Source organism: Alicyclobacillus hesperidum subsp. aegles (genome assembly GCF_027923525.1).
Lineage (GTDB): Bacteria > Bacillota > Bacilli > Alicyclobacillales > Alicyclobacillaceae > Alicyclobacillus > Alicyclobacillus aegles.
In genome coordinates this window covers 77,425-90,356 of record NZ_BSBJ01000060.1, presented here as the reverse complement: position 1 = coordinate 90,356, position 12,932 = coordinate 77,425, and the positions used below count along the sequence as shown (strand labels likewise).

General features: G+C 54.5%; 12 protein-coding genes and 1 rRNA gene. 4 read left to right on the top strand and 9 right to left on the bottom strand.

Annotation, left to right across the window (positions count from 1 at the left end; translation table 11 throughout):
• From QMF38_RS11835 to queF, 3 genes are all read right to left on the bottom strand, one after another.
• A 16S ribosomal RNA gene (locus tag QMF38_RS11835) occupies positions 1-962 on the bottom strand; the annotation flags it as partial.
• 513 nt (positions 963-1,475) lie between these two features.
• Positions 1,476-2,570: a YheC/YheD family endospore coat-associated protein gene (locus QMF38_RS11830; protein ID WP_281759553.1), complete on the bottom strand. Its 1,095-nt coding sequence runs from the start codon at positions 2,568-2,570 to the stop codon at positions 1,476-1,478.
• 1,189 nt (positions 2,571-3,759) lie between these two features.
• Positions 3,760-4,113 carry a preQ(1) synthase gene (queF, locus tag QMF38_RS11825; protein ID WP_281759552.1) on the bottom strand — a complete coding sequence of 118 codons (354 nt, stop codon included), beginning with the start codon at positions 4,111-4,113 and terminating at the stop codon, positions 3,760-3,762.
• Between the two features lie 115 nt (positions 4,114-4,228).
• On the opposite strand from queF, the gene QMF38_RS11820 reads away from it, so the two are divergent.
• Together QMF38_RS11820 and QMF38_RS11815 are read left to right on the top strand one after the other, a co-directional pair.
• Positions 4,229-5,641, top strand: coding sequence for a methyltransferase RsmF C-terminal domain-like protein (locus QMF38_RS11820; protein WP_281759551.1), 1,413 nt, complete (start codon positions 4,229-4,231; stop codon positions 5,639-5,641).
• Positions 5,642-5,705: 64 nt separating this feature from the next.
• The gene (locus QMF38_RS11815) at positions 5,706-6,656 is read left to right on the top strand and encodes a malate dehydrogenase (protein WP_281759550.1); all 951 of its coding nucleotides are present in this window, start codon (positions 5,706-5,708) and stop codon (positions 6,654-6,656) included.
• Here QMF38_RS11815 and QMF38_RS11810 read toward each other — a convergent pair.
• Complete coding sequence (locus QMF38_RS11810; protein WP_058093606.1) at positions 6,641-7,498, bottom strand: 3-hydroxyacyl-CoA dehydrogenase family protein; 858 nt, start codon at positions 7,496-7,498, stop codon at positions 6,641-6,643. The two genes, QMF38_RS11815 and QMF38_RS11810, sit on opposite strands and share 16 nt — an antisense overlap.
• Positions 7,499-7,660: 162 nt before the next feature.
• On the opposite strand from QMF38_RS11810, the gene QMF38_RS11805 reads away from it, so the two are divergent.
• Positions 7,661-7,789: a hypothetical protein gene (locus QMF38_RS11805; protein ID WP_269744850.1), complete on the top strand. Its 129-nt coding sequence runs from the start codon at positions 7,661-7,663 to the stop codon at positions 7,787-7,789.
• Positions 7,790-7,791: 2 nt separating this feature from the next.
• Here QMF38_RS11805 and QMF38_RS11800 read toward each other — a convergent pair whose 3' ends face one another.
• From QMF38_RS11800 to QMF38_RS11780, 5 genes are all read right to left on the bottom strand, one after another.
• Positions 7,792-8,565, bottom strand: coding sequence for an SDR family oxidoreductase (locus QMF38_RS11800; RefSeq protein ID WP_281759549.1), 774 nt, complete (start codon positions 8,563-8,565; stop codon positions 7,792-7,794).
• 58 nt (positions 8,566-8,623) lie between these two features.
• Positions 8,624-8,920 carry a hypothetical protein gene (locus QMF38_RS11795; protein ID WP_281759548.1) on the bottom strand — a complete coding sequence of 99 codons (297 nt, stop codon included), beginning with the start codon at positions 8,918-8,920 and terminating at the stop codon, positions 8,624-8,626.
• A 116-nt stretch (positions 8,921-9,036) separates the two neighbouring features.
• Positions 9,037-9,591, bottom strand: a complete 555-nt coding sequence (locus QMF38_RS11790; RefSeq protein WP_309298702.1) for a peptidylprolyl isomerase — start codon at positions 9,589-9,591, stop codon at positions 9,037-9,039.
• Positions 9,592-9,658: 67 nt separating this feature from the next.
• Positions 9,659-11,011 (bottom strand): MFS transporter, encoded by a 1,353-nt coding sequence (locus QMF38_RS11785; RefSeq protein WP_281759546.1) that lies wholly within the window; start codon positions 11,009-11,011, stop codon positions 9,659-9,661.
• A gap of 15 nt (positions 11,012-11,026) precedes the next feature.
• Positions 11,027-11,797, bottom strand: a complete 771-nt coding sequence (locus QMF38_RS11780) for a PIG-L deacetylase family protein (protein ID WP_281759545.1) — start codon at positions 11,795-11,797, stop codon at positions 11,027-11,029.
• Between the two features lie 169 nt (positions 11,798-11,966).
• Between QMF38_RS11780 and QMF38_RS11775 the strand changes: the two genes are divergently transcribed.
• Positions 11,967-12,914 carry an aldo/keto reductase family protein gene (locus tag QMF38_RS11775; RefSeq protein ID WP_281759544.1) on the top strand — a complete coding sequence of 316 codons (948 nt, stop codon included), beginning with the start codon at positions 11,967-11,969 and terminating at the stop codon, positions 12,912-12,914.
• Positions 12,915-12,932 lie beyond the last annotated feature (18 nt).

Sequence of the window (12,932 nt, the reverse complement as noted above, 5' to 3'; positions counted from 1 at the left end):
GTTGCTTCGAATTAAACCACATGCTCCACTGCTTGTGCGGGCCCCCGTCAATTCCTTTGAGTTTCAGTCTTGCGACCGTACTCCCCAGGCGGAGTGCTTATTGGGTTTCCTTCGGCACTGAGGTGTATCCCCCCCAACACCTAGCACTCATCGTTTACGGCGTGGACTACCAGGGTATCTAATCCTGTTTGCTCCCCACGCTTTCGTGCCTCAGCGTCAGTCACTGTCCAGCAAGGCGCCTTCGCCACTGGTATTCCTCCACATATCTACGCATTTCACCGCTACACGTGGAATTCCCCTTGCCTCTCCAGCACTCAAGTCGTGCAGTTTCCAAAGCCATCCCATGGTTGAGCCATGGACTTTCACTCCAGACTTACACAACCGCCTACGCACGCTTTACGCCCAGTGATTCCGGACAACGCTTGCCCCCTACGTATTACCGCGGCTGCTGGCACGTAGTTTGCCGGGGCTTCCTCACTCGGTACCGTCTCCTAAGGAGCTTTCCACTCTCCTTATCGCTCTCCCCGAGCAACAGAGCTTTACAACCCGAAGGCCTTCTTCGCTCACGCGGCGTTGCTCCGTCAGGCTTTCGCCCATTGCGGAAGATTCCCTACTGCTGCCTCCCGTAGGAGTCTGGGCCGTGTCTCAGTCCCAGTGTGGCCGGTCACCCTCTCAGGTCGGCTACGCATCGTCGCCTTGGTGAGCCGTTACCTCACCAACTAGCTAATGCGCCGCGGGCTCCTCTTTCAGCGCTGCATTTGCAGCTTTCCTCACAAGAAGATGCCTCCTCGTGACCTATCCGGCATTAGCACCCGTTTCCGAGTGTTATTCCGGTCTGAAAGGCAGATTGCCCACGTGTTACTCACCCGTCCGCCGCTGACATCCGAAGATGTCCGCACGACTTGCATGTATTAGGCACGCCGCCAGCGTTCGTCCTGAGCCAGGATCAAACTCTCAATGAAATCTCACTATCCCGCATACGCGAGACAGATGAACTGGCGTGGTGTGTGTTTAGTTTTCAAGGAGCGACGCTGCCGTTCAAAGCAGCCCAATCAATATATCACATCTCACACTTCATCGTCAACCGGTAAGTTTTGCATCGCTCACTCACTGGCGAGCTCAGCATCTTCACCGACTGGCCACCGGGCGTTGCCGTAGGGCGCCGTCCGCAGCGGCATCGACTACTATACTACGCAGGATGGAGATTGTCCAATGTATTTTTATGGATACCCATTTCTGTTGAGCATCATGCATTCCGATGCTCGCCATTTTCACACGTTTCGCTATCTGTACAGCATCGGTGTGCACCATGCGCCTCTATGGTTGCCGCCCATGTGCACTCGACATTGCCCGTATGAATTGAGACAGCCAGGAGAAGGATTCGCTTCCCCTGGCTAAAAAATCGACGCTAACCATCGGCTATGCAACGGGAACGCGCCCACGGCATGTGTCCGCGCTCTACCATTCTGCGTAGCCTATTTTGTTAGAAACTTTGCAAATCCCGCTTGATACTCTGCCAATCGGGCCAGCATCGTACCTTCCAAAAGCGATCGCGCGGGTTTAGGATTCATTTCAATCATCTTGACCGATCCATCCTCTTCAACTGCCATATCAAAACCCACCAATGCAGTGGCCGGATAACGTCGCGAGAGTGCTCGCGCAATCGCTCGGGCGCGGGCTTCCAGCGCATCCAGCGGGATGGCTTTGCCATCTGCCTCAGCCATTTGTACAAGCCGACTTAGTGGCACCCGCTCACCCCCCGCGACGATGTTTGTCACCACACCGTCCGGCGCTGCCACTTTGGGAACGATACCGACAAGTTGCCACTCACCATGTTCGTCGCGGTGCAGGACAACGCGAAAATCGACTTTGCGGCCACCGATGCTCAAAAGTCTTAAGCCACGCTGCACCAGATAACCTCCGATGCGCCGCCGCAGCCATGTGCGAAGCTGGGATTCCGACATCACCTTGCGCCATTTTCCGCCCTCTGCACCTCGTCGATCCGCACTGACCCTGTACTGGTCTGCACGGAGCCGTTCGATCCGGTAGACGTTCATCCCCCCATAGCCACCGATGGGTTTCACGTAGGCAGTTTGCCACTCGTTTACGCGATGAATCACTTGTTCACTCGATACAATGCGCTCCGTTTCTGGTGTCGCGTCGCTCAGACCTGCCTGGCGCAACACCGAAATCATCTTCCACTTTCCCGGCAACATCGGATTAAACAACGGAATGTGATGCCGTTTGGCCTGTGTGCGAAGTGTCGCAGAATAACCCCGAATCGCCAGATGCACGTACACATTTTCATAGATCACGTCAGGCAACCGCAGAGTCCGCTTGACCCAGTTTCCCTCCGGCACCTGTGGACGTTCCGGTACGTATCCGTTCACGCTTGCGGTTTGCCAGTTCACGTGGTGCGGATCGAACAAGCAAACGTCTAACCCTTGTCTTACTGCGGCGCGCGCAATGCGGACATAGTGAAACGCAGGACGCCTCTTCGCACCGCGAACAATCGGCAACGATGTCGTCGCAATTCCGAACAGTTTTCGTTGGTTCCCTTCCTCAGCCACGCCCACCACCTCACTCGTTCCCCCACCATGATATGTGGCAAGGTGGCGTATGACTGTGCGGCTGTAACGCAAGCGTCAATTCAACCCCACATGGCGTTGGCCCTCCCGCTGCTTGAAAATGTCCTCATAAAACCACGGGAGCGTTCTTGTATGGGAGAGCACATGTCTCACCAAGAGTGCCGTGAACTTTGGCGCGAGCGCATCGCCTGCAGAGAATGCGTACTATTTGACTTGACGCTCACGGAACTCCATCGCCTTCAAGATTCGCGTTACCCCGAATCAAGGTATGGTTGATTTGAACGTTGCCTTGTACAAGCTACTGGACGGGGCTACGAGAGATCCATATCGCTCCCATTCTTGAATTCGATGGACCAGTTAGAGTGTGACAACTGGCTCTGCTGTATTGGAAGAATCATGTACCAAAATCCATTTTCGCGAATATGGGCAAAATAGACTTGATCGCCATATCGATATGTAATGTTTTTGATTTGGGGGTTGGGTGCTAATCCCCAAGCAAAAGTGTCCTTAGGCAAATTAATGGAAGACACATGATATGACTTTAAATTCGATAAAGTCGGATTGGAATTTGCTGATTTTTCCTGAAGACGCCATCCCCACAAACGTACATATCGCCAATATTCCGCCACATAGCCTGTTATGTTTGTTCTGTGCGGATCTGTTCAAGTAATTATCACAACACCATCTTTTGAGACAGGCGCCATGACTAAAGGTAAGACATTTGGATCATAACTTTGTTGGGCTCTCTCGGGTGTAGAATGTGAAACATATTCGTATCCCCATAGCGAACCTACAAGCACCAAAGTAACGACGGGAGCGGCAATAAGCCATGTTTTTGATTTGGCCAAATGTGTTAAGGACTTTAGGTGCAGAACAATTCGCAAGAAAACATAGCCTAAAATCACGCCAGTTGTATTGAGTATCAAGTCATCCACATCAAAATCCCGGTATGTAAAACCTAATATACTCGAAATTATAAATTTCCCAAATTAAGCTATAAAAGAGAGAAAAAGCCCGAATGAAACTACGTTCGCAAATTGGTTCTTGTTTTTAAACACGATAGGCCATAGGTCCGCTTTACGCTTAAGCTGTTACCATCTCGAGCTTCCTAACAAAAAACGCGATCCTCCAACTGGTACTTCCAGCTGGCGATCGCGCCGAGCAAGTTCTATTACTTCGTGTATTCAACCGTCACCTTTGTGTGAATGCCGCCGCGAATGGTAAAATCACCAACGACTTTGGCGGATCGAGGCTCAGCAGCAGCAACAAAGTCATTTAGGATGCGATTGACGCAGTCCTCGTGATAGCTGGCCTCATTGCGATAGCTCCACAAATAAAGCTTAAGGGACTTTAGTTCCACCAGCTTCTCATGTGGCTGGTATTCGATATAGATGGTCGCAAAGTCTGGTTGTCCCGTCATCGGACAGAGCGTCGTGAACTCGGCGGTCTCCATCTCTACTGTATAGACGCGATCCGGATGTGGATTCGGGACGGTTACCAGCGTCTTACTAGGTTGATTCAGCATTCCATTTCACCTCTACGAACATGGCGCCATCAGCGCCGGAATATGCGCAGGTCCCGTACAACTATACCGTCTCTGGCGATTGTGGACAACCTACTAGCGGAAGGAGAATTCGCTGATGGCTAAAAGCGATGAACGTATTGTGTTGCCAGCGGCATTTTGCGAACTTATGCAGCAGTGGATGGGCGCAGAAGCGGGCTTGTTGTTCCAGGCGCTTGCCTCGCCGCCCACCCGCGGCCTTCGCATAACGAAAAGCAAAGCCGCGCCTGGATCTATACCCGACGTTCTGCTGCCCCATCTCAGCGCGGCCATCGCCTGGACGCCAGACGGATATTATATCGATCTCAACGCACCGCTTGGCAAGACCGTGTTACATGAGGCTGGGGCCTACTACCTGCAGGAGCCGTCTGCCATGGCCATCGCGATCGCGGTTGCTCCACAAACCGGCGAACGCATTCTCGATCTGTGTGCAGCACCCGGTGGCAAAACCACCTATGTAGCATCGTTGCTTTCGCGCGCAGGGGGTGGACAGCTTATTGCAAACGAAATACATCCGACGCGCGTGCGTGCACTTGCCGAAAACGTTGAGCGCGTTGGCGCAAACGCCGCCATCGTCAACGAATCGCCGGATCGGTTGGCCGAAGCGTGGTCGGCTTCGTTCGACGCTGTGCTCGTCGACGCGCCCTGCTCCGGCGAAGGTATGTTTCGCAAAGACCCAGAGGCCGTTCGCGAGTGGCAAGCCGCTAGTCCCGAGCGCTGCCAGATTAGGCAACAAGACATTCTAAAAAGCGCCGTCCAGTTGCTTAAACCGGGCGGACGCCTCATCTACTCGACCTGTACTTTTAATCCGATGGAGAATGAACAAATTGTCGCATGGTTACTCGACTCGTTTCCACTCGCGATCGAACCGCTTCCGGAATGGCCTGGATGGAGCTGTGGGCGACCGGAATGGGGATCGGATCGCCCTGAACTTGTCGGCACTCGCCGCCTCTGGCCGCACCTTGCGCACGGCGAAGGGCACTTTGTCGCCCGTCTGCGATTGGCAGAGGACGCGTCGCCAAGGACGCCCCGCGTTCGGGGGGCGCGACCGGCGAAAGGCCCTCGCGACTGGTCGGCTTGGCTGCACTCCATGGTGACGGATCCGCCGCCGTCCTTTGTTCAGCCGCGCCTGCACAAAGACGTCGTGTTCAGCGATGAGTTAGCTGGATTGCCAACGGATGGATTGCGCATTTTGCGGCCAGGATGCCCGGTGGCAACGTGGAAGAACGGCCAGTTCGCACCACACCACGCCCTATCTCGCGCCTTGCCCGCCCATGCTTTTCTTTCTTCGGCGGAACTTGACGAAGATAGGGCCATGACCTATTTGCGCGGAGAAGCGCTCGATAACCCGTCAAATTTGCGCGGGTTTGTCCATCTGACATATGCCGGATATGGGCTTGGCTTTGCCAAGGGCGCCCCTTCGCGGCTGAATAATCTGTATCCAAAAGGCTTGCGCTCCGCCTATCTTGAGCCGTTAGAGCGCCCGGATTGAGAACGGTTTGCCCCCGCCCCTCGTACGATGAGGTCGTAACCGACGGAAATCGAGGTGGGCGATGTTGGCAAACGAGATAAAGGTAGCCGTTTTCGGTGCCGGCGGTACCGGTGGCGCGATTGCAGAACTCCTTTTGTACAACAATTTCGGTGAGATCGCCCTCATCGACGTAAACGGCGCACTGGCGGAAGGTAAGGCACTTGATATCGGCCAAGCCGGTGCCTTGACAGGCCGTGACAGCCGCGTGCAAGGTGGTAGCGATCCCGTACTCTGCGCCGGGGCACAGATTGTTGTAATTACCGCCGGGATCGGGCGACGGCCGGGAATTGCGCGAGAGGAATTATTGGCGACAAACGCACAGATTGTGGGAGACATTTGCGAGGTCATCAAGCAATTGGCGCCAAACGCATTCGTGATTGTACTAACCAATCCGGCGGACATCCTCGCCCGTGTAGCCTGGGAGAAAAGCGGATTTGCTGCCAACAAGGTGGTCGCGCAAGGTGGAATTCTCGACAGCGCTCGTCTAGCAACCTGGATAGCGGCCTTGTGTGATGTCAGTCAGCGCGACGTGCGCGCAATGATCCTAGGTGGCCACGGCGATCACATGCTGCCCGTTCGGCAGTTCGCATCCATCCACGGCATACCCGCCTCTCTTTTGATGACGGATGAACTCTGGCAAACGGCCGTCGAACGCACTCGCCACGGCGGTGGTGAAATTTTGTCTAAATTTCATACACATGGCGCTGCGGTAACACCCGCACACGCGGTCGTGGCGATGATTCAGGCCCTTCTTTCGCCGATTCCGCAGTTGCTTCCCGTCTCCGTGCGCAGCGCAGGTGCGTATGGCCTGCCAGAAGACGTCTTTATAGGGCTTCCTGTCAAGCTCTCGCACAAAGGCGTCGAAAATGTACTCGAACTGCCCCTTGAAGCTGACGAACTTGCCCAATTGCATCGCTCCGCGGCCATCCTTGACCAAGCGTTTCAAGCATGGCGAACATGTCAATCTTCATCGTAATGATAGAAACCCTCGCCCGTTTTGCGGCCTAGCTTTCCAGATCGAACCAATTGACGAAGCAACCGCGGCGGGCGATATTTCGGATCTCCTGTTTCTCGCAACAACGTTTCAGTGATGGTTAAAAGCGCATCAAGTCCCATCTTATCGGCCAGCGCCAGCGGCCCTATCGGATGATTCGCGCCAAGCCGCATCGCGGTATCAATATCCTCCGCAGTCGCTAGCCCTTCTTGCAGCATAAAGATGGCTTCATTGACCATCGGCACAAGAATGCGATTGACGACGAAGGGCGGGACATCCTGAACGACGATGGGCGTCTTGTCGATCCGCCTACACAAGGCAACTGCGACCTCAAACGTTTCGTAACTCGTTTCGTACCCACGCGCAATCTCCACTAAACCGACGGTTGAGACGGGATGGAAGAAATGCATTCCGATAAAGCGATCCGGACGCAACGTAGCCTGAGCCAATTCCGTGATGGACAGCCCTGAAGTACCTGTGACAAACACTGTGCGCTCTGGACATATCCGATCGAGCTGTGAGAAGACCATGCGCTTTGTCTCGAGATCCTCCGGTACCGCCTCAATGACGATGTCCGCCTCGTCCATTCCGTCGAGACGCGTTAGCGTGCGAATGCGGTGTAGCACCCCTTCCATCTCGTCCTGCATCAAGCGCGCATGTCGTGCCTGTGAAGCCACGCGTTGGCCAATTTGAAACATGGCCGTTTCGACGACGTTCGGATCCACGTCGTACAGCCGCACTTGCAATCCGCTAACAGCACAGGTCATGGCAATCCCTCGCCCAACTGCTCCTGCGCCGACGATCCCGACAGTCTGAACCTCCACGGACAGCCCTCCTCCGGTCACTATTATGTCACAAATGCAGGCTTGCGAGTGAAGCTTTTCGTTTGTATTTCCGCATAGCAAAACGGAACTTGGAAAACATTCATATACGCTACCCATTTGCCCGCCCTGTGCAGGCTGCAAAAGAAAAAGGAGGGACAGCGTATGCGGGATAGCATTTTGTACTTGCTCCTAGCTGCCGCATTCGCCCTATATCTGACATGGCGTCTGAGTTCGTCTCTGCGCCAAACGTTACGTCAACGCGGAAAACTGCGCAAAGAACAGGAAACGTAACGTCACGGCGCACGCTTTGGAAACGAATCTTTCGCTACGATCTCGCGGGCGCCGGTCACCTCGAGAACCGTTCCGTTCACTTCCTGACTGTCCTCGCGCAGAAACCATTCCACTGCGCGTGCAACATCCTCGCCGACCGGCGGCCGCAACCCTTCCTCCGTTCGCTCAGCGGCGACATCTTCAATCATCCGCATCTTGTCCTCACCGCGAATGTCCCCAGGGCAAACCATGTTTGCGGTAATTCCATATGTGCGCTCTTCGCGCGCGATCGACCGTGTAAGTGCCGCCAACCCGGACTTCGCTGCGGCATACGCCGCCCGATAACGCCAGCCACGCGCTTCGCCAGCTCCTTCGTAGCCCACCGTAACAAACCGGCCAAACCCCTGCGCGCGCATGTCGTGGACAACTTCCCTATACAGCCAAAAAAAGTTCGTCAAGTTCCCGTGCATCATACGCTGCCACATCTCTTCATCGTAATCGGCCAACGGTTTGCGTTCGAAAACAAAGGGTCCGAAATTATGAACTAGCGCATCAATATGGGAAAACTGCCGTTTTGCTTGCGCAAGCGCATCGAGTACAGACGCTCGATCGAATAAGTCACAGGAAATGGCGAGAACACCGCGCCCCTGTTCCGCGACATCTGCCGCGAGGCGCAGTGCTTCTTCCTGACTCTTGCCGTATGTAAAGGCTACGTCCCAGCCGGCCCGTGCAAGCCTTAACACCATCGCATGCCCGAGACCTTTGCCTGCCGATGTGATAAACGCGGTCTTCGCCAAGACTTGTCCTCCTTTTACGCACACCTATGTAAAGTAAGAGCCGGGTGACACACCCGGCTCACCACCAGTAGGGTCCCCACCACGGGCCCAAAGCCCATGCTGCCGCCCATGGAATGAAGAAAAATGGCCAGATCCACCAAGCAGACTGCACATCCAATTCAGTTGCGCCTTGATCCAAGGTCTGCAGATTGACCTCATCTGAAGCGGCAGCAAGTCGCCCACCTTGGCGGTACATTTGCAAATACAATCCGCGATCATCGATGTGATGCAAAATGCCCCGGTGTACACCATAAGCGGTATGCACCTCAACCGGACGGCCAATGTGCTGCATCGCAAGCGCCCGAAGGTTTGCCATCTCAATCCCTCCTCGCACGTTTGCTGTACCTTACGCGCGAAGGTGATGAAAGGCATGGACAAAACGGCAAGGCGGATGCGGATTCCAGATACATCCCCGCCCTATTGTAAGCTGGTTTAGGCGCTATACTCGATGATTTCGATCCGCTCGATGTGCACTGGGTCCACCGGACGGCTGACCTCACCCATATCACTGCGCTCCACAGGCTGCGATGCAATGTCCATTACGGTGTCCATTCCCGCACTGACACGGCCAAACACGGAATAATAGGGCGACCGATTGAGATTCTTACTCATTTCACCAGTGCAGATGAAGAACTGTGACCCGTTCGTATTTGGCCCTGCGTTGGCCATGGCAACGACCCCGGGCTCGTAAGATAGAGCCGGCGGCAATTCGTCGCGGAAGCGATAACCTGGACCACCGCGCCCTGTCCCCGTCGGATCTCCGCCCTGAATCATGAACTCTTTGATCACGCGATGAAAAATCACGCCGTCATAATAGCCGTCGCGTGCAAGGAACACGAAGTTGTTCACCGTAAGCGGAGCCTTGTTCGCCAACAATTCGATGGTGAACTCGCCTTTGTCCGTATGGACAACCGCTTCATAGCGGCTTCCCTTGTTCAATTGAAAGTCTGGGGCCTTGTCGTATTGTTTCTGTGGCAAAATTGACACCTCGCATAATGGCCGTATGGCCGAAGTCTATGCACAGCTTAACACAGACAACATTTACCGCCCAAGTTCAAGTGGAAGATGACGGTGCGTCGGTGGCTTTGACGATGCGCTGCTCCTTACCCATGCGAATGTACAAAAGCATGAACACGAAGGCTGCCAGCAGAAATATAAGTGGTACAAGTCCAAGCAAAACTCGAAAACCAAGGATGGTACCAGAAGATTGGATAGCTGCGCCGGATCGATAACCGCTTAGCGCAAAGAAAACGGCCATGACCGCATATTGCAAAGACATGCCAAGACGCACGATACAACCGTTCACACCTAAATACATCCCCTCGCGGCGCCTACCGGTGCGCGCGGCATCGATGTCAATCACTTCGGCTAGAAGAACGTTTAAAAGCACCATGAATCCCGCAATGGGAACACCGAGTGCCAAACCCGTACAGAGTAAAGAAACAGGGTTGCGATCCACCAATAACGACAGTTCGACGAGCGCATATACGAGAATGGACAGACAAAGCGAACGCGCTGACGAGAAGCGCACGGCAGCACGGGCCCAGACAAACGAGAGTGGCATGGCGACAACAAAAATGCCGCCGAGAAACAACGAATTTTGCATGGGCGTCAAGCGAATGACATAGGTCGTGTAAAATGAAGACGCACTCGTAAACAATGTCGTTGTAAATTGGACCAAAAAACTGGCGGCGACATAGACCAAAAAACGTCGGTTGCGAAACGTGGCAGACAGCGCCTCACGCCAACCAAACGGGCTTTCCCGCGTGTCCTTGCGTTCAAAGCTACCATACAGGGATACATACATACTGAGTACGCCAATGGCGCCGAAGACGAGCCCCATGCTCCGCCAGCCTAAAGTTTCTCCAAGTGACTTGGCAAGAGCTACCCCGGCAATCAGTCCCACGATGCCAAACAGTTGCTGCAGCGCCGAAACGTAGGCCCTATCGCGCTCGGTCACAAACATTTCGGGATACAAGGCCCCGGCATTCAACGCCGTAAAGGTGAAACTTAGATCAAATGCGAGCGTCATGACAAAGAAATAGCATAAAAGTCCCGTCTGGCCGAGCGATGGGGGCGAAAAGAGGAAGATAAACGACAAGGCAAACGGCAGTGAACATCCGGCAATATACGGAATCCGCCTGCCCCAGCGCGTATGGGTGCGGTCGCTGATGTGTCCGGCAAGCAAGTTAAAAAGAGCATTCAGCACGCCATACGCAATCATGCCCGACGAGATGGCGACAGCCGATACCTGCAGATTTGTGACGTAAAAATACACTGCCACTGCGTTGAACGCTTGCCAAAGCATGTTAATGGCCACTTGATTGGCAGCGTAGGCGACGCGTTTGCCCGCAGGCACTTGTCGAGTGGGCTGACTCGTTGGCAGCGTTGCCTGTGGTCCCAGCATAGGCCACCCCCAAAATCACATGTGAAGTGCCGCAGGGAAAAAGTGCAGTTGGCGCGGAGACAACACTTTAAACGCTTCCGCAAAGCCCGCCGTCAAAGGTTCCGCGACCCCTTGTGCCATCTGCATAGCGCCGTAGTACTGCCTGGCCTGATGCTCAAAATACTGAACGAGCAACGGCCACTCGTCGTTGGCAAATTGGCTTTCGTGGGCGAGTATCGAGGCCAGTTTGACGTCCCAAAAGTCTGTGATATCGACATACGTGTTTGGGTAGGCGCTCGCGTAGAACGCAACCATCGGCGTGTTGTATGGTTGGCCACAGTCCGCATGGATAGAGCTGTTGGCCGCAAGCACGGCCGCCGCCACTGCACGGCCGACCTTTTGATGATCTGGATGAGCCTCATAAGGCGCCCACGGATCCACTGTCATCACCGCTTCTGGCCGCTTTTCGCGCAGGATGGGAATGAGTGCAGACATCACATCCGATTCCGAGTAATGGCCCAAGTCCTCAAACGACAGTTCATGGTGGTGCACCACGCCGACCATTTCCCCCGCTCTGCGCAGTTCAGCCTGCCGCACGCGAACCAACTCTTCTGCAGACACCGCACATTCCGATCCGCCGTAACGGCCATCGGTCACGGTCACGTAGTGCACGAGACACCCATTTGCCGCCAACCGCGCCAGTGTGCCACCTGCTCCTACCTCGTTATCGTCTGGATGCGGCTGCACGCATAGTACGGACTTCACATCCGTAAGCGGTTTCATACCCAAGATGCGTTGGATATCCACCTCTACCCCCTCCTCTTCGTGTCTCATTCTATTTCTGTCTCGCTGCAGTGCATTCCTTTGTCTCAGAACGACGAATTCTCGTTGCCCCAACGCTCCTTCGGCCAATGATTGTACGAATTTTGTGTATTGGTCCAACCAAGGTACAATGTGAAAGGAGGTGTTTTGTCATATGGAATATCGCAGACTTGGTAAGAGCGGTTTGAAAGTGTCAGAAATCGCACTAGGCAGCTGGCTTACATACGGCACCGTGACGGAGAAGGAGCAGGCTATTGCTTGTGTCAAGCAGGCGTATGAGCTGGGCATCAACCATTTCGACTGTGCCAATGTCTACGGAGCGAAGCCGCACGCCGCCGAGGAGGTCATGCGCGAGGCTTTACAGCCATACCCCCGGCAAAGCTACGTAATCACCACGAAGGCGTTTTGGCCTGTTGGCGATGGCCCGAACGATCGCGGACTGAGCCGCAAACATATTATCGAGCAGGCCGAACAAAGCTTGAAAGCGCTTGGCGTCGATTACGTGGACATCTTCTACTTCCATAGGTTCGATCCCGACACAGATCTCGAAGAGACGCTGCGCGCGATCGACGACCTCATTGCGCAAGGAAAAGTATTGTATGCAGGTTTGAGCGAATGGCCCGCCGACAAGATTGCACTTGGTGTACAGCTACAAAAGGAGCTGCGGTTGCACAAGTTCGCAGCGAGCCAACCCATTTACAACATGTTCGAGCGCTACATTGAAAAAGCAGTTGTCCCGATCTGCGAAAACGCAGGCATTGGGCAAGTTGTCTTCTCACCGCTGGCACAAGGTATCCTGACCGGTAAGTATCGCAAGGGCCAACCTGTTCCAGCGGGATCGCGCTTGGCTACACCCGGCGTCAATCAGTTCATGCATGTCGACGATGTGGTGCTTGATAAAGTGGAAAGCCTTATTGCCATCGCGGAAGAAGCTGGCTTCACGCTCGCGCAAATGGCTATTGCCTGGACCTTGCGCTTAGACAACGTTGCAAGCGCCCTCGTTGGCGCAAGCCGTCCAGAGCAGGTCGTGGAAAACGCGAAAGCAGCTGGCATTAAGCTATCGCAAGACGTGATTGACGCCATTGAAAAGGTTTTGGCGTAAACGATACCGAGGAGGCAC

What these genes read in the sequence shown, in the direction of transcription:
- queF (WP_281759552.1), bottom strand. Translation starts at nt 4,113, where the DNA reads ATGCTGAATCAACCTAGTAAGACGCTGGTAACCGTCCCGAATCCACAT.
- QMF38_RS11820 (WP_281759551.1), top strand. Translation starts at nt 4,229, where the DNA reads ATGGCTAAAAGCGATGAACGTATTGTGTTGCCAGCGGCATTTTGCGAA.
- QMF38_RS11805 (WP_269744850.1), top strand. Translation starts at nt 7,661, where the DNA reads ATGCGGGATAGCATTTTGTACTTGCTCCTAGCTGCCGCATTCGCCCTA.
- QMF38_RS11795 (WP_281759548.1), bottom strand. Translation starts at nt 8,920, where the DNA reads ATGGCAAACCTTCGGGCGCTTGCGATGCAGCACATTGGCCGTCCGGTT.
- QMF38_RS11785 (WP_281759546.1), bottom strand. Translation starts at nt 11,011, where the DNA reads ATGCTGGGACCACAGGCAACGCTGCCAACGAGTCAGCCCACTCGACAA.
- QMF38_RS11775 (WP_281759544.1), top strand. Translation starts at nt 11,967, where the DNA reads ATGGAATATCGCAGACTTGGTAAGAGCGGTTTGAAAGTGTCAGAAATC.